We start from the raw sequence: 22,147 nt of genomic DNA, 5'->3' as shown, positions 1-22,147 counted from the left end.
AATGCGATTTCGGCGGGTCAGGAGCGCAGCTCGTAGAGGCGCTCGGCGTAGGCCAGGTCGTCACGCCACAGGCGGGTGGCCGCCTGACTCATCAGCGGACGGATCAACGGTGCGGCGACCAGCCCCTTCCCGAAATGCGGCCGGTCGGAATGCGCCACTACGGCCTCCACCACCGCCGAGCGTGCGCGACCGTCGCGGCCCACCCCGATCGGGGTGGCGTGGGTTTCCACCACACTCCCCTTGCCCTCGCCGTCGACGATGCGCATCACCACGGTGCGCGGGGTGGGCGCAGTGAACTCGGCGACGACAGGAACGCCGAGGCGACCCATCCGGAACGTCACCTCGACGACGAACTTGTCTTCGTCGTCGGGCATGTCGTCTTCGGCCGGGGGTGCGCTGAGCACCCGCAATTGGGTGAACGAGTACGGATGAAACCACGCTCCGTGCCACGGATCGAGACGGTTGGCGACGATGTCCTGCGGTTCGCACACCCCTTCGAGCCGGGTGACTGCGGCCAGTGACGGTTGCGGTGGACGCGACATCGCGGGTGGCTCGTCGGTGGGTTCCTGCCCGCCGACATCGTCGAGACGCACCCAGCACAGCACGCCGTCGTCGAAGGCGGGCAGCGGTTTCCAGGCGCCGTGGCGCTGCTCACCGAGGCGCAGCCCATGCCAGGGGCAGACCAGGGTGCCGCACTCCACCGGAGCTTGCGCGAGGTCGGCGCCGAGGTGCGGGCAGGCACGCGGAGCGACCAGCAGCTTCCCGTCGGCACCGCGCCACGCCACCAGTTCGCGGCCGCCGACCGAGGTACCGAGAGCCTTGGTGGTGATCGAGGAGCTTGCCGCGAAAGTGAACCAGTTGCCACCCGGCCGGCGCTGGGCGCGCTGCAGCGCCGAGCGAATCACCGCCGGGTTGGCGTCCTGGTAGGAGGGAGTCTGCGCCGACCAATCGACCGACGGGATGACTTGAAACGGAATCGCTTTCGCGAGCCGCTTACGCCATTGACTCACCGGCGCTCACCACCGAGCGCGGCCAGCCGCCGCAGAAAAGACGACCGGCCTTGGTTGGGCACGGTGTACAGGGCGTGCCCGGCCAGTCCGAAACCGGAGAGCAGTTCGTTGGCCGCGGTCCAGCCGGTGGTCGCGGCGCGTTCCATCAGTGCCACGGGAAGGTCGATCCGGATACCGTCACCGGCGAGTTTGACGCGCGGATCCGGGGTGGCCACCGTCGGCCGGTTCGCGAAGTCGCCGGGTGCGAATCGGGGGCAGTCCTGGCGGCGAAGAACCCGCTGATCGATGATCTTCGCGTCGGCGGTTTCGGGATAGATCTCCTGCATCCGCTTGATCAGCCCCGTGATGACGGTGTCATCGGTGTCGGCGACCGAGTACGCGTGCAGCTCGACCACAGAGCCTCCCGTGCGGGCCGCCCAGTCGGCTGCTTCACGTTCGTAGCGTTCCAGCACGCTGATATTGTCCAACGGCTCACGGCCCCCTGTCCCGACAAACTCGGCACGATCTGGTCGCACCGGCCGGTCCAGCCACACCCGCAGCACCACAAAGGGAGGCGCCATCCCCATCCCCTCAACCCGGTCCCGCCACGGGCCATCCCCCAGCGCGGGTGACTCCGCGACCACGCTCTGCAGCCCGCCGACGTCGGTGGCCAGCACCGCACCATCGGCGACGATCTCGCCGGCCGAGCTGTGCACCGTGACCTGTTCCCCCGTCGTCAACGCGTGCGCCTCCACACCTGTGTGGAAGCGGACGCCCAGCGCGGCCAGGTACTCGCGCAGCGGATTCCACAGCGCCACATCGAAGTTCGCGTTCGCGACATCGAAGACCAGCCCTTCGCTGGAACCCAGGAAGTAGATGTGGAACATCGTCACCAGCTCACCTGCCGACAGCTTGTCCGGACGGGAGAAGAAGCTGCGCGCGAACACCTCGAACGCGAGATGCCGTGCCGCTTCCGGGAACCGGATGTCGCGCAGGAACGTCGCCGCGTCGCGGTGGTCGAGTTGCTCGTAGGTTTCGGGAACCGACACCGTCGCCAGCGGTGCGGCGGCCTTGGCGTCCATGCGGACCATGTCGCGCAACCGGAACGTCGGGCTGCGCAGCGCGAAAGCGAGCGCGTTCAGCGGCGGGGTCTGCGGGAGTCCCTTGAAGGTGTCGCGGCGGCCCTCGCCGTCGATCAGCGGATAGTCGTCGACCGGCGTGAGCGCCGACAGGGTCGGATCGCTGCGCTGCAGCAGCGCCCGCAGGTTGTAGTACTGGCGAAAGAAGGCGTGGAATCCGCGGTTCATCGCCGTGGTGGAACCGTCGGCCAACGTGTCCGACCAGCCGCCGACGCGTCCACCCAGATACTCGCAGCGCTCCACGACGTCGACGCCGACGCCGCGTTCGGCCAGCCCGGTCGCCGCGGCCAGCCCGGCGATCCCCCCACCGACCACCACCACGCGAGGCTGCGTGCCGTCCGCGGGCACCGAGGTCATCCCGGGTTGTCCCGGCCAGCGCTGCCGACGTCGGTCAGTCATCGCACAATCCCCTTGCCTTCCTTGATGTCAGACACTTCCGAAGCGGATCCTGTTCGCCCAGGCCTTCCCGAGACCGGCGACCGCGACGGCCAGCCGGCGCGGCTTGCCGACCGTCGCCCGCCGGCCGAAGATCTCAAAGTCGATGGCCTCGATGCGGTCCAGAATCTCCGAGTACAACGTCAGCGCCGCTGCAACGCACGGCCGTGAGCACGGCGCCAGCACGTCGATCCCCGGGCGCGCGTCGTCGTACACCTTGCGCGTGATCGCGTGCTGCTCGGCCAGCGCCGTCCGGACGCGGGCATCGACCCGGCCCTCCCGCTGACACCATTGCAACCTGTCGCGGTCCACGCCGTGGGCAGCCAGTTCGTCGGCCGGGAGATAGACCCGCCCCCGGTCCAGATCCTCGTCGATGTCCCGCAGAAAGTTGGTCAGCTGGAACGCCTTTCCCAGCGCAGCAGCATACGTCGCGGCCTCCTCGCGCGGACCGACCGTGCCCAGCACGGGAAGCATCTGCAGACCGATGACCTCAGCCGACCCGTACATGTAGCGCTCCAACGACTTCCGGTCAGGATAATCGGTGACGGTGAGATCCATCCGCATCGATGCCAGGAAGTCGTCAAACAGATCCCAGCTGATGTCGTACTTGCGGGCCGTGTCCACCACCGCGGTCAACGTCGGGTGGTCGGCGGGCTCGTGCTGAACGAGGCTGGCGAACAACCGTTTCGACAACTGTTGCAGCTCGTCGGCGCGCTGCTCGACGTCACGGTCGTCGAAATCGTCGAGGATGTCGTCGGCGCCGCGAGCGAACCCGTAGAGCGCATGCACTGCCGGGCGCTGTCGTGGTGTCAGCAGCCGCGTCGCCAAGAAGAACGTCTTCCCATGCGCCGCGTTGACTTCGCGGCAGTGCCGGTAGGCCTCGCGTAGTGACGGTTCCCGGACACCGGCCGCGTCGAGCTCTGAGCTGATCATCAACGGTGGACCTCCGTGTGCGAGCGGACAGCGGTGAGCCCGGTGATCCGGTCGGCGGCGAGCCGGCCGGACAGAATCGCGGTCGGCACACCGACCCCGGGCACGGTCGAGGAGCCCGCCAACACGACGTTGTCGATGCCGCGGACGGTGTTGGCCGGACGGAACGGTCCGGTCTGAGAGAAAGTGTGTGCCAACGCGAATGGGCTACCGGCCGCCATTCCCTGTCGCCCCCAGTCGGCTGGATTGACCACATGCAGGATCTCGGCGTCGTCACCGACACCGGGCATCCGGGCGCGCACCGCGTCGAGCATCTGCTCGGTGTACTGTGCGCCCGTCACGTCCCAGTCGACCGTGCCCACGTCGGTGTTGGGGGCCGGTGCCAGCACATAGAGCAAGTCGCGTCCGGCGGGGGCCAGCGACGGGTCGCCGGCGGTGGGACGCGTCACCAGCAGCGACGGATCCCGCATCACCCGTCCGTCGTCGATGATGTCGCGGAACGTGTCCTTCCAGGCGTCGCCGAACAGGATGGTGTGATGACCCGCCCGGTCCCCGACCGCTGCGCATCCGACGTGCGCGACGACGGCCGACGGTGCCGCTTTGATCTTCAGCGGTCGACGCGGGGTGCGGCGCAGCAGCCGGTAGGTGTCGGGCAGCTCGGTGGTCAGCACCACGGTGTCGGCGTCGTACCGTTCCCCGGTTGCGGTGCGCACACCGCTGACGCGGGAGCCGCTGAACTCGAGCTCGGAAACCGGTGCGTCGTAGACGAAGTCGACCCCAGTGCGGGCCGCGGCTGCGGCCATCGCGTCAGGTAGGGCCCGCATACCACCCTGCGGGAAATAGACCCCGGCGACGGTGTCCATGTAGGCGATCACCGCGTACACGGCCAGCGCGCTCTGCGGCGGCACCCCGGCATAGAGCGCCTGGAAGGTGAACACCCGCAGCAGTCGCTCGTCCTGGATGAATCGGCGCACCACGGGTTCCCAACGCCGGAACGCGCCGAGCGCCACCAGCTTCGCCAGCTGGGGGGTCAGCAGCGAGAGCGGGGAGTCGAAGTTGTTGGCGATGAAGCCGTCGAACTCCGTGTGGTAGAGCTGCGTGAGCCATTCCCGCAGCCGTAGGTACCCGTCGGCTTCCGCGCGGCCGGCGAATCGTTCGATCTCGGTGGCCATCGCTGCCCCGTCGGTGTGCACCGCGAGTTCACTGCCGTCGGCGAACTTCGCACGGTAGGCGGGGTGAACCTGCTGCAGGGCAAGGTAATCGGAGAGGGAGCCGCCGACGGCGGCGAATGCCTCGTCGATGATGTCGGGCATGGTCAGCACCGTGGGCCCGGTGTCGATGCGGTAGCCGTTGATGTCGGCGCGGCCGACGCGGCCGCCGGGGTGGCTTCCGCGTTCCAAGACGGTGACGCGGCGTCCGCGGCCGGCCAGCTGCATCGCCGCCGACAGACCCGAGAGTCCCGCACCGACGACGACGACGCGGTCGGTCTTTCCGGTGACGGTGCGCATCACGCCGCCCGCTGGGTGCAGGCGACGGCCATCTCGGCCAGCGCGGCCCGGGGCAGACCCGGGATGTCGACCTGATCGAGGAACGCCATCGCGCGCCGGTGCCGTTCGGCGATCTGCTCCTCGATCCACTGCACCGCGCCGCTGGCGACTATCAGCGTCCGCCAGCGCTCGATGGCCGCGGCGTCGAGCTCGGTCGCGCTCATCAGGTCGGCGAGCTGGCCGCGCAACCCGGGACCGGCCAACTCGTAGGCGGCGACGATGACGCTGGTGGCCTTGCCCGCCTCCATGTCGGTGTGCGCGGACTTTCCGGTCATCGAGGGGCTGCCGAACACGCCCAGGATGTCGTCGCGCAGTTGGAACGCCTCACCGATCGCCGCTCCGTAGCCGGACAACGCCAGCAGCACGTCCGGGTCACAACCGGCCATCGCGGCACCCATCTCGAGCGGACGCCGCACCGTGTAGTTACCCGACTTACGCCGCAGCACGTCGAACACCTCGTCGAGGGTCGGGAACGCGTGGGCACTGTTGACCAGGTCGGCGAACTGGCCGATGGCAAGTTCGACACGCATGTCGTCATAGCGCGCCCACACCCGTGACAACGCCTCGTCTCCGATGCCGCTGGTGCGCAGCATCTGCGCGGCCCACACCAGGCACAGGTCTCCGAGGAGGATCGCCGCCGATTCACCGAACCGCTCCGCCGAGCCGCCCAGCCGGTGCTCGCGGTGCCAGCGGGTGAACACCACATGCGCCGCCGGCCGTGCCCGCCGCAATGGGGAGGCGTCCATCACGTCGTCCTGGATCAGGGCGAAGGCGTGCAGCAATTCGAGGCTGGCCGACGCGCGCAGCGCTGCGTCGTCCTCGGCGGCGCCGCACAGCCACCCGAGATACATGTAGGTGGAGCGCACATACTTGCCGCCCTCGACGAAGTCGCTCAGCAGCCCGGGTGCGACGTCGACGTGGGCGTCGCCAAGCCGCTCGACACAACCGTGGTGGACGAAGTCGAGGAGATGGCTGCGCACCGCCGACCGCACGTCGTCGCGCCAGACCGCCAGCGCCGGGGCGTCGGCCTCCGGCCACCGGTTGGGAGCGGCGACTGCCGCTCGCGTCCACTCACCGCTGTTCAAAGGCTGCTCCTTCTGGTCGCGCCGCCCGTGGGCAGTCCCTCGTGTCTGCCCTGTCTTCGGAGCGACCGGCGCAGCGGATGGGTTGAACTTCCAGACCGTCTTGCGCTGGTCATGTCACGCCCGGACCGCTCCGATCAAGCGCGCTCCTATCGAGGGCGCTCAAGGGGGCGCATACCCACTTCGGTGGGTTTTGCACGTCGGGAGTCGGTGCACACCCGCCGCGCGCGAAAGTGCCCTCACGGTCGCGTCGAGACCCCGGTGACGACGCTGCGTGCACGCTCGCGCCGCGGTGTCGGCCATCTCATTCGGGCGCAGCCCCCGCGTCTCAGACATAGCAACATCCCGCCCCGCGACATCCACGTCAGCAAACATCTAATTGATCTTGATTAGGCGTTTGCCGATCCCGCGCGAATTGCAGTCTGAGCCGTAAATTACCGCCAGTACTGCGTTTTCCAGCACCTACCCTCGAACGGCACTGGTACCCGGTTTCAAATTTCATCAGCAAATCCGGATGCCATTACCTAGCATCGGTTCGGCCAGTTCGGCCAACATCTTCTATAGGGAGACCGCTGTGGGTTATGCGAGGTACGTCGGACACATCGGCGCGTTGGCGGTCCTGCTCGGGATCGGCACCGCCATCGCCGGCCCGCCGCAGCGGAAACCTCGTCGAGCCAACCCCGCCGCTCGACGTCCTCGGAGTCCCCGGCCGGCGAATCATCTGATCGCACAATCTCCGACGCAGCCGACGACGAGGGTGCTCGAGTCCCCGACCATGAGGACCAATCGACCGACGACCTCGACCAAGAGCTGGCCGAGGACCTGGACGATGCACTCGAGGAGGGGCTCGACAGTGACGAGGGCGTCGGCGACAGCGATCCCGAGGTGGAAACCGACGAAGCCGGCGATGTCGAACCTCGCGATCAGGACGTCCTCGACCCGGGAACCACGGATGACGACGTCACCGGCACCGGGGGCTCCCGCAGCGAAACAACCGCCACCCCGGACCACGCCGAGGAGCCCGCGCCGACGCGCGAAGACCCGGGAGCCGACGACAGCGCCGCGGTCAGCGCTGCCCTGTCCGCGGAGAAATCCCCGACGCCGGTGTCGCGGAACGAATCACCGCCGGCCGCCACCGTCGCCGTGACTGGCGCCGACTCCTCACCCGGTGCTCCCGCCCCGGCCCCACTGGTGCGGCAGCCGATCACGCCGATCGGCGCACTGATCGGTGCCCCCTTCGCGCTGATCAACATCGCCGTCGACGCGCTCAACATGCTGTTCACACCGCAACCCACCACACCTGGCGACCCGCCGATCCTCTGGGGTGTGCTGGCTTTCGTGCAACGCGAGATCCAGCGGACGTTCTTCAACAGCTCACCGCACGCGGTCGCGGACAGCGCAACCACCAGCGAGGACGCGCCGACCACGATCTCGGTGCTGGACAACGACACCGACCTGAACAGCGATGTGCTGACGATCAAGGAGTACACGCAGCCCGTCAACGGCACAGTCGTCCTCAACGCTGATGGCACCTTCGTGTACACCCCGAACGCCGACTTCAACGGAATCGACACCTTCACCTACACCGTCTCCGACGCCGCGAGTCCCTGGCATGTCCACAACCTGGTGAGCGTGCTGTTCCACGGCACGCACGCGTCGAAAACCACAGTCACCGTCACGGTGAGCGCCGTCAACGACGCCCCCACGATGAACCCGGACAGACCCGAAACCGATGCAGTCACCGGCGTGGTGAGGGCAGCTCTGCACGCCGAAGACGTCGACGGCGACCCCCTGACCTACGAACTCAGCACGCCGTCCCACGGCACGGTCACCGTGATCGACGGCGCATTCGTCTACACCCCGACACCAGAGGCCCGGTCGGCAGCCGCCCAGGGCGGAGCTGCGACGGACACCTTCACCATCACCGTCAGCGACGGCAACGGCGGTGCGGTGAGCCAGGATTTCACCGTCGCGGTCACCCCGAACATCGACAACATCACGATCGAAATGCGCTGGGCCGCAACGCCACGTGATCTGGACTCGCACCTGTTGGGTCCCGGCGTCGACGGGGTCCGGCCGTTCCACATCTACTACGCCAACAGAAACATCCATCAAGCCGACGGCACGCTGGCAGTCGATCTCGCCGCCGACGATCGGGACGGATTCGGACCCGAGTTGACCACGATCTACACGCGCACGCCGGGCGACTACCTCTTCTACGTCTACCAGTGGAGCAACGACGCCGAACTGTGGACCTCCGAAGCCACCGTCACAGTGCGCGACTCGGTCAGCGGAATCAACTCGACGTTCACCGTCTCCGACCAGGTGACCAACCGCTACTGGTCGGTGTTCACCCTCACCATCTCCGACACCGGCCTGGCGACAGTCACTGCTGTCGACACGTACGGCGATGTTGCGCCCACCCTGCCGTCTTCGGCGCCGGTCGCACTCTGACCGGGCGTCAGCGTTTCGCGAAAACCGTGCGGTGCCAGTCCTTCTCCGCCACCCCGGTGATGTCGCTCATCACGTGCTTGATCGACAGGTACTCCTCGAGTGAGTACTGACTCATGTCCTTGCCGAAGCCGGACGCGCCGAACCCGCCGTGGGGCATCTCGGAGATGATCGGGATGTGGTCGTTGATCCACACGCAGCCGGCGTGAATCTCGCGCGACGCGCGCTGGGCGCGGTACACATCGCGGGTCCAGGCCGAGGCCGCCAGCCCGTACTGAGTGTCGTTGGCCTGCCGCAGCGCATCGTCGTCGTCGACGAACGGGCGCACCGTCAGCACGGGCCCGAAGATCTCGTCACGCCACACTTCCGAGGACTCGGCCACGTCGGCGATCACCGTCGGCCGGTAGAAGAAGCCGGGTCCGTCGGACGCCACCCCGCCACAAACGATCCGGCCGCCCTCTCCCGGCGCCCGCGCCACCATGCCGGCGACCTTGTTCCGGTGTGCGGCCGAAATCAGCGGTCCCAGATCGGTATCCGGATCCTGCGGATCACCGACGACGATCGCCGAAAATAGCTCGGCCACCCCGGCGACGAAGTCGTCGTACAGATCCGCGGCGACGATCGCGCGCGTGGCCGCGGTGCAGTCCTGCCCGGTGTTGATCAGCGCACCGGCGACCGCGCCCTGGATGGCCGCGTCGAGGTCGGCGTCGTCGAAGACCACGAACGGCGCCTTGCCGCCGAGCTCGAGCTGCGTCCGGTGCCCGTGCACCGCGGCGGCGGCCATCACGCGACGGCCCACCGGCGTGGACCCGGTGAACGTCACCATGTCGACGTCGGCGTGCCCGGCCAGCGCGGCACCGACGTCGCTGCCGGACCCCGTCACCACGTTGAGCACCCCGGGCGGCAATCCCGCCTCCGACGCCAGCCGCGCCAACGTCAACGTGGTCAGTGGCGTGATCTCGGCGGGTTTGATCACCACGCTGCATCCAGCAGCCAACGCGGGCAACACCTTCCACACCGCCATCTGCAACGGGTAGTTCCACGGCGTGATGGTTGCCACTACCCCGACGGCCTCGCGGCGGATCGAGGACGTGTGATCACCGGAGTACTCCGCGGACGCCTTGCCTTCGAGATGTCGTGCGGCTCCGGCGAAGAACTCGATGTTGTCCACGCTGCCGGGTACGTCGAACTCTTCTGCCAGCCGCACCGGCTTGCCGCACTGGGCCACCTCTTCGGCCACCAACTCGTCGGACGCCTCGTCGGCCAGCCGGGCCAGTTTGGCCAGCACCGCGGAACGCTCCGCCGGCGTCGCGCTGGCCCATCCGGCGAAGGCCGCACGCGCCGAGGCCACCGCACGATCCACGTCGCCGGGATGCGCCAGCGCGTACTCCGCAACAGTCTGGCCGTCGGCGGGGTTGATCACCGCGTGCGTCGGACCGGCCGTGGATACCGGTGCGCCGTCGATCCAACTGCTTGCCATACCCATGGGCCCACGCTATATCGACGCGTCTATCTCGGCTACGCATTACGCGACCGCCAGAGCGGTATACGCCTGATTTCATGGTTGTGGTTGCCTGCTACGACGGATTCCGTGCACAATCTCTGAATGGCCAACCCCGGGGTCCCGCACGCCGTCGGCCCGGTGTCTTTCCGGGTGAACACCTCCCGACCCGGCGCTGCGTTCCCGCTCGACGACCTGTCCAAGGCGATCATCGAGAAACTCCAGCAGGACGGTCGACGCTCCTACGCCGGCATCGGCAAGGCCGTCGGGCTGTCCGAGGCCGCCGTGCGGCAACGCGTGCAGCGGATGGTCGACGCGGGGGTGATGCAGATCGTCGCCGTCACCGATCCCATGCAACTCGGGTTCGCCCGGCAGGCGATGATCGGGATCAAGTGCACCGGCGACACCACCGTGATCGCCGAGAAGCTGGCCCGGATCGACGCCGTCGATTACGTGGTGCTGACCGCCGGGTCCTTCGACGCGATCGCCGAAGTGGTCTGTGAGGACGACGACCATCTGCTCGAGCTGCTGAACACCCAGATCCGTGCCCTACCGGGAGTGATATCCACAGAGACCCTGGTCTATCTGAAACTTGTCAAGCAGCAATACAACTGGGGCACCCGATGAGCATCGTTTCCGAAACGCCCGACACGTCGGCCTCCGATTTGTCGGCCAAGGCCAACCGGCACCTGTGGGGCCATTTCGCCCGCCACGGAGCCGGGATCACCCCGCCGATCATCACCCGCGGCGAGGGCGTACACATCTGGGATGACAAGGGCCGCAAGTACATCGACGGCCTGTCCGGATTGTTCGTGGTCCAAGTCGGCCACGGCCGCCGCGAGCTCGCCGAAGCCGCCGCCAAACAAGCCGAACAGCTGGCGTTCTTCCCGTTGTGGTCCTATGCCACCCCGACCGCGGTCGAACTCGCCGAACGCATCGCCGGCTATGCACCCGGTGACCTCAACCGGGTGTTCTTCACCACGGGAGGCGGCGAAGCCGTCGAAAGCGCATGGAAACTGGCCAAGCAGTTCTTCAAGCTGACCGGGAAACCCGGTAAGCACAAGGTGGTTTCGCGGGCGATCGCCTACCACGGCACCCCTCAGGGCGCGCTGTCGATCACCGGGATCCCGGCGTTCAAGGCCCCGTTCGAACCGCTGGTGCCGGGCGGGTTCCGCGCGCCCAACACCAACTTCTACCGCGCTCCGGAACCGTATGCGCACGACGAGAAGGTCTTCGGCGAGTACTGCGCCAACCGCATCGCCGAGGCCATCGAGTTCGAAGGACCGGACACCGTCGCCGCGGTGTTCCTCGAGCCCGTGCAGAACGCCGGCGGTTGCTTCCCGCCTCCCCCCGGCTATTTCGAACGCGTCCGCGAGATCTGCGACGAGTACGACGTGCTGATGGTCTCCGACGAGGTGATCTGCGCATTCGGCCGCATCGGGTCGATGTTCGCGTGTGACGACTTCAACTACACGCCGGACATCATCACCTGCGCGAAGGGGCTGACGTCGGGCTATTCCCCGATCGGCGCGATGATCGCCCACGACCGGTTGTTCGAACCGTTCAACGACGGCGCCACGGTGTTCGGTCACGGGTACACGTTCGGCGGGCATCCGGTGTCGTCGGCGGTGGCGCTGGCCAACCTCGACATCTTCGAACGCGAGGGCCTCAACGACCACGTCAAGGAGATGGCGCCGGCATTCCGGGCGACACTCGAGAAGCTCTACGACCTGCCGATCGTCGGCGATGTGCGCGGCGAGGGTTTCTTCTACGGCATCGAGCTGGTCAAGGACAAGGCGACCAAAGAGACGTTCGACGACGAGGAGTCCGAACGACTGCTGCGCGGATTCCTGACGCCCGCACTGTGGGACGCCGGTCTGTACTGCCGCGCCGACGACCGCGGGGACCCGGTCGTGCAGCTGGCCCCACCGCTGATCAGTGGTCAGGCAGAGTTCGACGCGATCTACGACGTACTGCGCGGGGTGCTCACCGAGGCGTCACAGCGCCTGTAGCCGGTGTTTGCCGGGACTGCCGCGGGCGTGACCGATTCAGCGATTCTGGCGCGTGGGATGCGAGCTCGGCGAGGCGCCACCGGAGGCAGCCATCCTCGACAGGTAGGCCGGGTGGCGCTTCATCGCCTCGTCGAACCGGGCCCGACGGCGCGCGCAGTGCGATTGCATGTCGATGACGGTGGCGCCAGCGTTGTCTGTAGTCATGTCGTCGACCTTCCGGACGGGTGACTCTCAGCATGCGGGGCATACCTGAGGATTGGCGCGGGAATCGCCATGCGCTTGCTGAGAAGTGCCCAAGCTCACACCCGCGCAAACATCAGGAACTTTGCAGAGTCAGCACGCTGATGTCGGCCGGCGCACCCACCCGCAGCGGCGGTCCCCAGAAACCGGCGCCGCGGGTCACGTAGAGCTGGGTGTCGCGCACCGTCGACAGCCCGGCCAGCGCGGGCTGCGCCAGATCGACGGCATAGTGGAACGGCCACATCTGGCCGCCGTGGGTGTGCCCGGAGATCTGCAGATCCACGCCGCGATCGGCCGCCTCGCCGACCTGCACGGGCTGGTGCGCCAGCAGGACGGTCGGGCTGTCGCCGCTCACACCGCGCAGCGCCCTCTGCAGGTCGGGCGGATCCGAATGCTCCCGCCCGGCCAGGTCATTGACGCCCGCCAGGTCGAACGACGCAGGACCGCGCGAGATCCGGGTGTGCTCGTTGCGCAGCAGCTGCATCCCGAGCCGCTCGAGCTCGCGCAACCACTCCGCGGTGTCCTCGACGAAGTACTCATGGTTGCCGGTGACGAAGAACGTGCCCTCGCGGGACACGAGATCGCGCAGCGGCGCGGCGGCAGATCCCAGTTCTGCCACCGTGCCGTCGACCAGATCGCCGACCACCGCGACGAGATCAGGCTCGGTCTCGTTGATCATCCGGACGAGCCGTTCGGTGTGCGCGCGGCCGAGCAGTGGACCGAGGTGGATGTCGGAGACCACCGCGATGCGGAAGCCGTCGAACGCCGGATTCAGGCGCGGCAACCGCACCGGGACGCGCAGCGTCTGCGGCGGACCCAACGCGTTGACCAGGCCGGTGCCCACCAATCCCGCCGTCGCGGTGCCTGCCGCGACCGCGGCCACCCGGGAGAGGAAGACCCGGCGGTCCGGTGATTCCGGCTCTTCCGGCGGCCGGCGCCTGTGCCACAGCCGGCGCGCCAGGCGCACCGGTTCGAGCGCCAGCAGCGTCAGGAACAGGTACGCCACCACGCCGAACCACAGATAGCCCGGCCAGGCCAGCCAACGCGATGCGGTGACGTCCACGGCCCGCGGCACGATCAGCGCTGCGAACAACAACACCAGCAGCCCGACGAGCAGCAACGAACAGTAGATGCGGATCCGCCCCGGTGCGGTGGTGTCCTTGACCATTCGGTTCCACACGTAGAGGTGCATGAGGCCGAGGATCGATCCGAGAATCACGATGAACATGGGTCATCACAGCCTAGAGGCGCCGAGATTGCTCCCAGCGTGGGCATACCACGCGTTTGACGCGCGTGGAATGCGATTTCGGCGGGAGGGCCGGGACGCCGCGTGGCTCCCCGGAATCACCCCGCGGATCGCCTAATCTGCGCACACGATGGGCACTTTCCGGAGGATCGCCACCCGCGCGGCGGCGCTGCTGGCCGCACCGATGACCGCGGCGCTGCTGACCACCGCGCCGACCGCGATCGCCGACCCCGGCGCTGCGCCGGATGCGTGTCTGTACCGGGAGACCACACCACCGGCGGTCGACGCCTCCGAGGTGCCCAAGCCCGGCGATCCGCCTCCGGCCCCGATCCCGGTGCCGGCCGAACCCATGGGCGGCGAAGCGCTGGCCGGGTGCGGCGTGATCACCGCACCCGGGACACCGCCTGCGCCCGCGGAGGTTTCGGCCGAAGCGTGGCTGTTGGCCGACCTCGACAGCGGTGACGTCATCGCCGCCCGCGACCCGCACGGCCGGCACCGTCCGGCGAGCGTCATCAAGGTGCTCACCGCGATGCAGGCCATCCGGGATCTGCCGCTGCACAAGGTCGTGCCCGGCACCGCCGAGGACGCTGCCCAGGAGGGCACCAAGGTCGGTGTCGGCGAGGGCGGCTTCTACTCGATCAACGACCTGCTCCACGGCCTGCTGATGTACTCCGGCAACGACGCCGCGTTCGCCCTGGCCCGCCAGATGGGCGGCATGGAGGCCGCACTGGGCAAGCTCAACGGGCTGGCGCACAAACTCGGCGCCCAGGACACCCGGGTGGCGACCCCGTCCGGGCTGGACGGACCCGGAATGAGTACGTCGGCCTACGACGTCGGGCTGTTCTACCGGTACGCCTGGCACAACCCGGTGTTCAGCAACATCGTCGCCACCCGTTCGTTCACCTTCCCCGGCCGCGGCGAAGGCACCTACCCCATCGAGAACGACAACAGGCTGCTCCAGCACTATCCGGGTGCGCTCGGCGGTAAGACGGGCTTCACCGACGACGCCGGGCAGACCTTCGTGGGCGCGGCCGAGCGAGACGGTCGACGACTGGTCGCGGTACTGCTGCGCGGTACCCGCCAACCGATCGCGCCGTGGGAGCAGGCAGCGCGCCTGCTCGACTACGGATTCTCGGTGCCGCCGGGAACCAAGGTCGGCACCCTTGTCGACCCCGACCCTTCGCTGGGGGGACCCGTCGCCGAGGAGACCGCGGCCACCACGACCAAGGCGAACGCGGTGCTCACCGACGTCGACGCCATGCCCGTGCGTGTCGGCGTGGGCGTGATCGGATCGATCATCGTGTTCAGTTTGATCATGGGCGCACGAGCGCTCAACCGCCGTCCGCATCGCGGCTGACGGGTCGGCGCTTCAGGCGCGAAAGACCCGACGCCGTCACCGCACCGACCAGAGCGGCTGCGGCTGCCTGCCACGGCGCGAGACCGGGACGGGTGATCGGGCGGTTGCGGATGACCGCCGGGGCCGGCGCGGGTACCGGCGCCTCCCGCATGTTCTCCGGCATCGTGGCGGCCCACGCGGTGGCGAACAAGATCAGACGACTCGTGATGTAGGCGAACACCATCAGACCCAGCACCGGTCCGAACGTCGCACCCGCAGGACCGGTCACCACCGACCGCAGGTAGATCGCGGCCACCAACTTGAAGATCTCGAAGCCGACCGCGGCGATCAGCCCCGCCCGCACACTGCTGCGGAAACTCACCGACTCGCGGGGCAGCCGGGCGATCAGGAACGTGAACAGCAGCCACGACACCAACAGCGACACCACCGCGGATACCACCCGCAGCACCAGCGTCAACCCCGGAGCGTCGGCCAAACCGAACCACTCCAACACGTTTCGCATCACCGACATGTTGGCCAGCGCGGTCAGCGACAGCGTCAGCACGATCGCGACGAACACCGACAACAGCGCCAACAGGTCGGAGATCTTCGTGCGCACGAAGCCCGACCGGTCGTCACGGAACAGACCCCACATCTGACTCAGGGCCTCGCGAAGATTGGCCATTCACCCCAACCCGGCCCACGCCGCGGTGGCCAAGCCGATCAGACCGACCGAGGCGCGGGAATCGATCGCCGAGTCCATCAGCTCGACGAGTTGCTGGCCCATGTCACCACTGACCGCTGCGCGGATCCGGTCCTGCAGACCGGCCTCCAGTTCGGGCTGGCTGGCCAGCACGAAACCGCCGGCGGCGTAGAAGTCGCCCTTGGAGTCGGTGTAACGCTGCTGGGCGCGCATCACGTGGTCGAACCACGGCATCCGGGCCCGCCACCGGTCGATGAGCCCCGGCTTGTCGCCGGTTTCGGACGGATCCTCCGGGGTGGCCATCCGTCCTCCTCGCTGGCTAGTCCGTCACGCGCGCTCGCGGTGCCAAGAACCCTAGCCGGTCATATACCCTGCGCAACGTCTGTCCAGACACTTCGCGTGCCCGCGCAGCACCCGCAGCCAGCACACTCTCCAATTCGGCGGGGTCGCCGAGCAACTCGTCGACCCGGCTCTTGATCGGCGTGACGAACTCGACCACCGCCTCGGCGGTCTCCTTCTTCAGGTCGCCGTACCCGCGGCCCGCGTAGCCCTCGACCAGGGCGTCGATACCGACACCGGTGACGGCCGACTGGATGGTCAGCAGGTTGGAGATGCCGGGCTTGGCGTCGGGATCGAACCGAATCTCGCGTTCGCTGTCGGTCACCGCCGATCGAATCTTCTTGGCCGTCTTGGCCGGATCGTCGAGCAGGCTGATCAGGCCCGCGTCGGTGGCCGCGGACTTGCTCATCTTGGCGGTGGGATCGGCGAGGTCGTAGATTTTGGCGGTGGCCTTCGGGATCATCGCCTCGGGCACCACGAACGTCTCGGGGAAACGGCTGTTGATGCGTTGGGCCACGTCGCGCGCCAGCTCGAGGTGCTGCCGCTGGTCCTCGCCGACCGGCACCAGTTCGGTGTCGTAGAGCAGGACGTCGGCGGCCATCAGGACCGGGTAGGTGAACAAGCCCACCGTGGTGGCGTCGGCGCCCTGTTTCTGCGACTTGTCCTTGAACTGCGTCATCCGCGACGCCTGACCGAATCCCGTGAAACAGCCCAGGACCCAGGCCAATTCGGCGTGCGCCGGAACGTGGCTCTGTACGAACACCGTCGCCCGGGCGGGATCCACACCCAGGGCGAGGTACTGCGCGGCGGTGGCCAGGGTGCGGCGGCGCAGCGTCTCGGGGTCCTGGGAGACGGTGATCGCGTGCAGGTCCACCACGCAGAAGTACGCGTCGTTGTCGTCCTGCAGAGCCACCCATTGGGCCACCGCGCCCAGTGCGTTGCCGAGGTGCAGGGAATCCGAGGTGGGTTGCGCGCCGGAGAACACGACGGGCCGGGTTGTCTCGCTCATGGTGACATCCAGTTTTTCATGCGCCGTTTTCTAGCTGCCGCCGTACTCGACGGTGACCGGGCAGTGATCCGACCAGCGCAGCTCGTAGGCCTTGGGGCGCTCGGTACGCACCGAAACCACCCGCGCGGCCAAACCCGGTGTGGCCAACTGGTAGTCGATGCGCCAGCCGGCGTCGTTGTCGAACGCCTTGCCGCGCCAGGACCACCACGCGTACGGACCGGCCTCGTCGGGATGGGCCCGGCGCACCACGTCGACCCAGCCCGCGGCCAACAGGTCCGACACCCACTGCCGCTCCTGAGGCAGGAACCCGGACTTCTTGAGGTTGCCCTTCCAGTTCTTGATGTCGTTCTCGGTGTGGGCGATGTTCCAGTCTCCGCAGAGCACTGCGTCCCGTCCGCCGGCGACCGCGACTGTCATCAGCTCGGCCATTCGGGCACCGAGGGCGGTCATGAACCGCTCCTTCTCCACCTGCCGCTCGGTGTCGGCCTCGCCGGTGGGGACGTACACGCTGCCCACCGTGACACCCGCGGTGTCGACTTCCAGGTAGCGACCGTGCAGTGCGAATTCGTCGTCATCGCAACCGATCCGGACGGCATCGAATGGTGTACGGGACAGCACCGCGACACCGTTGCGGCCCTTGATGTGCGGTGCCGCCGAGGCCAGGTGCCACCCGTCGGCCAGCGCGGGAGCCAACGCATCGGCCAACTGTTCGTCGTCGGCGCGGGTCTCCTGCAGACACACCACATCGGCCACGGTGTCGTCCAGCCACGCCAGGAGACCGAGGTTCTCCGCGGAGCGCTGCTTGACGGCGGCCCGGACGCCGTTGACGTTGACGGTGCTCACCGTGATCGCACTCATGAGGCCCGACCCTAGAACACCCCATTCTTGCGGTACCGCCGGTATCACCTTACTGTCGGCCGCATGGCTGAACGCGAACCGATCCACAGCGGTTCGGGAGAACCGATCCTGCTGCTGCACCCGTTCCTGTGCTCCCAGAACGTGTGGCGCAAGGTTGCCGCGCAGCTGACCGACACCGGCCGCTTCGAGGTGTACGCCCCGACGATGGTCGGCCACCACGGCGGACGCCGCTCCGACACCTGGCTGCTCGACACACACATCCTCGTCGACGACATCGAGCGCCGCATGGACGAACTGGGCTGGAAGACCGCCCACATCGTCGGCAACTCGCTGGGCGGCTGGGTCGGCTTCGAGCTCGAACGCCGCGGCCGCGCCCGCACCATGACGGCGATCGGGCCGGCCGGCGGCTGGTCGCAGCATTCGCTGACCAAGTACGAGACCGTGCTCAAGTTCATCCTCGGTGGTCCCGTGCTGATCGCGGCCCGTCTGGTCGGCCCGCGCATCCTCAAGCTGCCCGGCGCGCGGCGCCTGGCGACGCTGCCGGTCAGCGGCCCGGCCGACGGCCCGGATGACGAGGACCTGCACGACCTGGTCATCGACGCCACCCACTGCAGCGCCTACCTGCAGCTCCTGGTCAAGACGCTGCGGCTGCCCGGCCTGCTCGAGCTGGCCAACCTGAGCGCCCCTACCCAGCTGGTGTTCTGCGAGAAGGACCGCGTGTTCCCGACCCCGCGCGGCAACCGGTACTTCCTGCAGCACTGCCCGTCGGACACCAAGGTGGTCCGCCTCGACGGCTACGGACACATCCCGATGCTCGAGGCCCCGGGCGTGATCGCCGATCTGATCACCTCGTTCGTCGACGAGCACACGACGCCGAACACCAGCGCAGCCGGCCACTGAAAATCCTCTGACCTGCGCCGACGCCGACCCACTGGCAGGGTTCGGAGGTCGTGCGATAACCTTCGAGTCGGTCATGAGCGCCAGCGTCAAGCCCCGGCTCGCTGGCCGGCAACCCTCCACTCGCGGTGGGGTGCCCCGGGTGATGACCAGGTTGAGTAGCCGCCCACGGCTATAAGGCAAGCGCGGGTCCGCCATGAAACGGGCCCCCAGTTTCATGGAGGAGCGCCCTGATGACGCAACCCGATCCCAGCTCCAACTGGGCATTCGAGACCAAGCAGGTCCACGCCGGGCAGACCCCGGACGCCACCACCAACGCGCGGGCGTTGCCCATCTACCAGACCACCAGCTACGCCTTCCGCGACACCGATCACGCGGCGGCGCTGTTCGGTCTGGCCGAGACGGGCAACATCTACACCCGCATCATGAACCCGACGACCGATGTCGTCGAGCAGCGCATCGCGGCGCTGGAAGGTGGGGTGGCCGCCCTGTTCCTGTCGTCCGGCCAGGCGGCCGAGACGCTGGCGATCCTGAACGTGGCCGGCGTCGGTGACCACGTGGTGTCCTCACCGCGGCTCTACGGCGGCACCTACAACCTCTTCCACTACACGCTGCCCAAGCTCGGCATCGAGGTCAGCTTCGTCGATAATCCCGACGACCCCGACTCCTGGCGTGCTGCGGCCCGGCCCACCACCAAGGCGTTCTTCGCCGAGTCGATCTCCAACCCGCAGATCGACGTGCTCGACATCCCGACCGTCTCCGGCGTCGCCCACGAGGTCGGCGTGCCGTTGATCGTCGACAACACCATCGCGACCCCGTACCTGATCCAACCGCTGAGCCACGGCGCCGACATCGTCGTCCACTCGGCCACCAAGTACCTCGGCGGCCACGGCACCGCGATCGCCGGAGTGATCGTCGACGGCGGCACCTTCGACTGGACCAACGGCCGTTTCCCGGGCTTCACCGAGCCCGACCCCTCCTACAACGGCGTGGTCTTCGCCGAGTTGGGGCCCCCCGCCTACGCACTCAAAGCGCGGGTGCAGTTGCTGCGGGACATCGGCGCGTCGGCGTCCCCCTTCAACGCGTTCCTCATCGCCCAGGGCCTGGAGACGTTGAGCCTGCGCATGGAACGCCACGTCGCCAACGCCGAGCGGGTGGCGACCTTCCTGCACGACCACCCCGCGGTGCTGTCGGTGAACTACGCGGGGCTGCCGTCCTCGCCGTGGCACGATCTGGCAAAGAAGTTGGCGCCCAAGGGAACCGGCGCGGTACTGGCGTTCGAATTGGCCGGTGGCGTGGAAGCGGGCAAGGCGTTCGTCAACGCGCTGACACTGCACAGCCACGTCGCCAACATCGGTGACGTGCGCTCGCTGGTGATCCACCCCGCCTCGACCACGCATGCGCAGCTGTCCCCCGAGGAGCAGCTGTCCAGCGGTGTCACGCCGGGACTGGTGCGCCTGGCGGTCGGCATCGAAGGCATCGACGACATCATCGCGGACCTCGAGCAGGGTTTCGCCGCGGCCGGACCGCTTCTCGGCGGTTCCGACACCGCGGCGTCGTCCTGAGAGGCGTGTGACGTGACAATTGTGGACGTGATCACCGAGCGCGCGACGCTGCCTCCGGAAGGCGAGGTCGGCGTCGTCGACATCGGCGCACTGACCCTGGAGAACGGCACCGTCCTCGAGGACGTGTCGATCGCGGTACAACGCTGGGGTGAGCTCTCCCCCAACCGGGACAACGTCGTCGTCGTGCTGCACGCACTGACCGGCGACTCGCACATCACCGGCCCGGCCGGTCCGGACCACCCGACCCCGGGATGGTGGGACGGCATCGCCGGACCGGGTGCCCCCATCGACACCGACCGCTGGTGCGCGATCTCGACCAACGCGCTGGGCGGCTGCCGCGGCTCCACCGGGCCGAGTTCGCCGGCCCCGGACGGAAAGCCTTACGGCTCACGGTTTCCCGTCATCTCGATCCGCGACCAGGTGGCCGCCGACATCGCCGTGCTGGAACGGCTCGGCATCTCCGAGGTGGCCGCGGTGATGGGCGGGTCGATGGGCGGCGCCCGCGCACTGGAGTGGATCGTCACGCATCCGCAGCGGGTGCGCGCGGCGCTGGTGCTCGCCGTCGGCGCGCGCGCCACAGCCGACCAGATCGGCACCCAGAGCACCCAGGTGGCCGCGATCAAGGCCGACCCGAACTGGCTCGGCGGGGATTATCACGGCTCCGGGGACAGCCCCGGCGCGGGACTTCAGATCGCCCGGCGCATCGCGCATCTCACCTATCGCGGCGAGGAGGAACTCGACGAGCGCTTCGCCAACGCGACCCAGGGCGACGAGGACCCCTGCTCCGGAGGGCGCTACGCGGTCCAGAGCTATCTCGAGCATCAGGGCCGGAAGTTGTTGCAGCGCTTCGATGCCGGCACCTATGTCGCTCTGACCGACGCGTTGTCCAACCATGACGTCGGGCGTGGACGCGGCGGCGTCGAGGCGGCACTGCGGTCCTGCCCGGTCCCGACCGTCGTCGGCGGCATCACCTCCGACCGGCTCTACCCCCTGCGGTTGCAGGCCGAACTCGCCGAGCTGCTACCCGCCTGCGACGGTCTGGATGTCGTGGATTCCAAGTACGGGCACGATGGTTTCCTGCTCGAGTTCGACGCGGTGGGTCAGCTGATCCGGCGCACGTTGGACCTGGCATCGCGGTGAACGAACGCTCGCTGTCGTTCGGCGCCGAGGCCGCGGCGTACGAGCGCGGACGACCGTCCTACCCGCCGGAGGCCATCGACTGGCTGCTGCCGCAAGGGGCGCGCGACGTCCTGGACCTCGGCGCGGGGACCGGCAAGCTGACCACCCGCCTCGTCGAGCGTGGTCTCGGCGTGGTGGCCGTCGACCCCATCCCCGAGATGCTCGAGGTGCTCAGTTCGTCGCTGCCCGAGATCCCGGCGCTACTGGGGACCGCCGAGGACATCCCGCTGCCCGACGCCAGCGTCGACGCGGTGCTGGTGGCCCAGGCTTGGCACTGGTTCGACCCGCAACGCGCGATCAAAGAGGTCGCACGGGTGCTGCGGCCCGGCGGGCGGCTCGGGTTGGTGTGGAACAACCGCGACGAACGTCTGGGCTGGGTCAAGGATCTGGGCGACATCATCGGACACGAGGTCGATCCGTTCAGCCAGACCGTGGACCTGCCCGCGCCGTTCACCGCGATCGAGCGCCATCAGGTGGAGTGGACCAACTACCTGACCCCGCAGGCGTTGATCGACCTGGTCGCCTCGCGCAGCTACTGCATCACCTCGCCGGAGCGGGTGCGCACCCGCACCCTCGAGCAGGTGCGCGAACTGCTGGCCACCCATCCGGCACTCGCCCAGAACAGTGGCTTGGCGTTGCCGTATATCACGGTGTGTATCCGCGCGACGCTGGGTTGAGCCTGTTCGCTC

General features: G+C 68.2%; 18 protein-coding genes, 1 pseudogene and 1 riboswitch. Of the genes and pseudogenes, 8 read left to right on the top strand and 11 right to left on the bottom strand.

Annotated elements, in window-relative coordinates:
- Positions 1-17: 17 nt before the first annotated feature.
- The 5 genes from ACAG25_RS09325 to ACAG25_RS09305 are packed head-to-tail and all read right to left on the bottom strand — an operon-like array spanning position 18 to position 6,053.
- Positions 18-1,010, bottom strand: coding sequence for a DUF5914 domain-containing protein (locus ACAG25_RS09325; RefSeq protein WP_370488062.1), 993 nt, complete (start codon positions 1,008-1,010; stop codon positions 18-20).
- Positions 1,007-2,527: an FAD-dependent oxidoreductase gene (locus tag ACAG25_RS09320; protein WP_370488061.1), complete on the bottom strand. Its 1,521-nt coding sequence runs from the start codon at positions 2,525-2,527 to the stop codon at positions 1,007-1,009. Before ACAG25_RS09320 ends, ACAG25_RS09325 begins: the two co-directional genes overlap by 4 nt.
- Positions 2,528-2,554: 27 nt before the next feature.
- Positions 2,555-3,496 carry a phytoene/squalene synthase family protein gene (locus tag ACAG25_RS09315; protein ID WP_370488060.1) on the bottom strand — a complete coding sequence of 314 codons (942 nt, stop codon included), beginning with the start codon at positions 3,494-3,496 and terminating at the stop codon, positions 2,555-2,557.
- A complete protein-coding gene (gene crtI, locus ACAG25_RS09310; RefSeq protein WP_370488058.1) occupies positions 3,496-5,001 on the bottom strand; it encodes a phytoene desaturase family protein in 1,506 nt (501 codons plus the stop codon). The genes ACAG25_RS09315 and crtI overlap by 1 nt, the downstream gene beginning before the upstream one ends.
- Positions 5,001-6,053 (bottom strand): polyprenyl synthetase family protein, encoded by a 1,053-nt coding sequence (locus ACAG25_RS09305; protein WP_370488098.1) that lies wholly within the window; start codon positions 6,051-6,053, stop codon positions 5,001-5,003. Before ACAG25_RS09305 ends, crtI begins: the two co-directional genes overlap by 1 nt.
- Before the next feature lie 954 nt (positions 6,054-7,007).
- Here ACAG25_RS09305 and ACAG25_RS09300 point away from each other — a divergent pair.
- Entirely contained in the window at positions 7,008-8,576 is a 1,569-nt protein-coding gene (locus ACAG25_RS09300) for an Ig-like domain-containing protein (RefSeq protein WP_370488057.1), read from the top strand.
- A 7-nt stretch (positions 8,577-8,583) separates the two neighbouring features.
- On the opposite strand, the gene ACAG25_RS09295 is transcribed toward ACAG25_RS09300, so the two are convergent.
- A complete protein-coding gene (locus ACAG25_RS09295; protein ID WP_370488056.1) occupies positions 8,584-10,059 on the bottom strand; it encodes a gamma-aminobutyraldehyde dehydrogenase in 1,476 nt (491 codons plus the stop codon).
- A gap of 120 nt (positions 10,060-10,179) precedes the next feature.
- Between ACAG25_RS09295 and ACAG25_RS09290 the strand changes: the two genes are divergently transcribed.
- Both ACAG25_RS09290 and ACAG25_RS09285 read left to right on the top strand, forming a co-directional pair.
- Positions 10,180-10,701, top strand: coding sequence for an Lrp/AsnC family transcriptional regulator (locus ACAG25_RS09290; RefSeq protein WP_370488055.1), 522 nt, complete (start codon positions 10,180-10,182; stop codon positions 10,699-10,701).
- Positions 10,698-12,086, top strand: a complete 1,389-nt coding sequence (locus ACAG25_RS09285) for an aspartate aminotransferase family protein (RefSeq protein WP_370488054.1) — start codon at positions 10,698-10,700, stop codon at positions 12,084-12,086. The genes ACAG25_RS09290 and ACAG25_RS09285 overlap by 4 nt, the downstream gene beginning before the upstream one ends.
- Before the next feature lie 36 nt (positions 12,087-12,122).
- On the opposite strand, the gene ACAG25_RS09280 is transcribed toward ACAG25_RS09285, so the two are convergent.
- Both ACAG25_RS09280 and ACAG25_RS09275 read right to left on the bottom strand, forming a co-directional pair.
- Positions 12,123-12,290: a hypothetical protein gene (locus ACAG25_RS09280; RefSeq protein WP_370488053.1), complete on the bottom strand. Its 168-nt coding sequence runs from the start codon at positions 12,288-12,290 to the stop codon at positions 12,123-12,125.
- Positions 12,291-12,402: 112 nt separating this feature from the next.
- A complete protein-coding gene (locus tag ACAG25_RS09275) occupies positions 12,403-13,554 on the bottom strand; it encodes a metallophosphoesterase (protein WP_370488052.1) in 1,152 nt (383 codons plus the stop codon).
- Between the two features lie 148 nt (positions 13,555-13,702).
- Here ACAG25_RS09275 and ACAG25_RS09270 point away from each other — a divergent pair, with 148 nt between their 5' ends.
- Positions 13,703-14,929 carry a D-alanyl-D-alanine carboxypeptidase family protein gene (locus tag ACAG25_RS09270; protein WP_370488051.1) on the top strand — a complete coding sequence of 409 codons (1,227 nt, stop codon included), beginning with the start codon at positions 13,703-13,705 and terminating at the stop codon, positions 14,927-14,929.
- Here the strand turns inward: ACAG25_RS09270 and ACAG25_RS09265 are convergent.
- The 3 genes and pseudogenes from ACAG25_RS09265 to ACAG25_RS09255 all read right to left on the bottom strand — a co-directional run bounded on the left by ACAG25_RS09265 (position 14,904) and on the right by ACAG25_RS09255 (position 17,817).
- Positions 14,904-15,914: pseudogene (locus ACAG25_RS09265) on the bottom strand (YhjD/YihY/BrkB family envelope integrity protein). The gene ACAG25_RS09270 and the pseudogene ACAG25_RS09265 overlap by 26 nt on opposite strands.
- 16 nt (positions 15,915-15,930) lie before the next feature.
- Positions 15,931-16,959 carry a tryptophan--tRNA ligase gene (gene trpS / locus ACAG25_RS09260; RefSeq protein ID WP_370488050.1) on the bottom strand — a complete coding sequence of 343 codons (1,029 nt, stop codon included), beginning with the start codon at positions 16,957-16,959 and terminating at the stop codon, positions 15,931-15,933.
- A gap of 30 nt (positions 16,960-16,989) precedes the next feature.
- Positions 16,990-17,817, bottom strand: a complete 828-nt coding sequence (locus tag ACAG25_RS09255) for an exodeoxyribonuclease III (protein WP_370488049.1) — start codon at positions 17,815-17,817, stop codon at positions 16,990-16,992.
- A gap of 63 nt (positions 17,818-17,880) precedes the next feature.
- Here ACAG25_RS09255 and ACAG25_RS09250 point away from each other — a divergent pair, with 63 nt between their 5' ends.
- The 4 genes from ACAG25_RS09250 (at position 17,881) to ACAG25_RS09235 (ending at position 22,135) form a co-directional block, all read left to right on the top strand.
- A complete protein-coding gene (locus ACAG25_RS09250) occupies positions 17,881-18,717 on the top strand; it encodes an alpha/beta fold hydrolase (RefSeq protein WP_370488047.1) in 837 nt (278 codons plus the stop codon).
- Between the two features lie 69 nt (positions 18,718-18,786).
- Positions 18,787-18,906: riboswitch (SAM riboswitch) on the top strand.
- A 41-nt stretch (positions 18,907-18,947) separates the two neighbouring features.
- Positions 18,948-20,279 carry a bifunctional o-acetylhomoserine/o-acetylserine sulfhydrylase gene (locus ACAG25_RS09245; RefSeq protein ID WP_370488046.1) on the top strand — a complete coding sequence of 444 codons (1,332 nt, stop codon included), beginning with the start codon at positions 18,948-18,950 and terminating at the stop codon, positions 20,277-20,279.
- Between the two features lie 12 nt (positions 20,280-20,291).
- Positions 20,292-21,419, top strand: coding sequence for a homoserine O-acetyltransferase (locus ACAG25_RS09240; RefSeq protein WP_370488045.1), 1,128 nt, complete (start codon positions 20,292-20,294; stop codon positions 21,417-21,419).
- Positions 21,410-22,135: a class I SAM-dependent methyltransferase gene (locus ACAG25_RS09235; RefSeq protein WP_370488097.1), complete on the top strand. Its 726-nt coding sequence runs from the start codon at positions 21,410-21,412 to the stop codon at positions 22,133-22,135. The genes ACAG25_RS09240 and ACAG25_RS09235 overlap by 10 nt, the downstream gene beginning before the upstream one ends.
- Positions 22,136-22,147: the final 12 nt, after the last annotated feature.

The sequence above is a fragment of the Mycobacterium sp. pV006 genome (assembly GCF_041287115.1).
Lineage (GTDB): Bacteria > Actinomycetota > Actinomycetes > Mycobacteriales > Mycobacteriaceae > Mycobacterium.
This window is presented reverse-complemented; position numbering and strand designations above follow the sequence as displayed.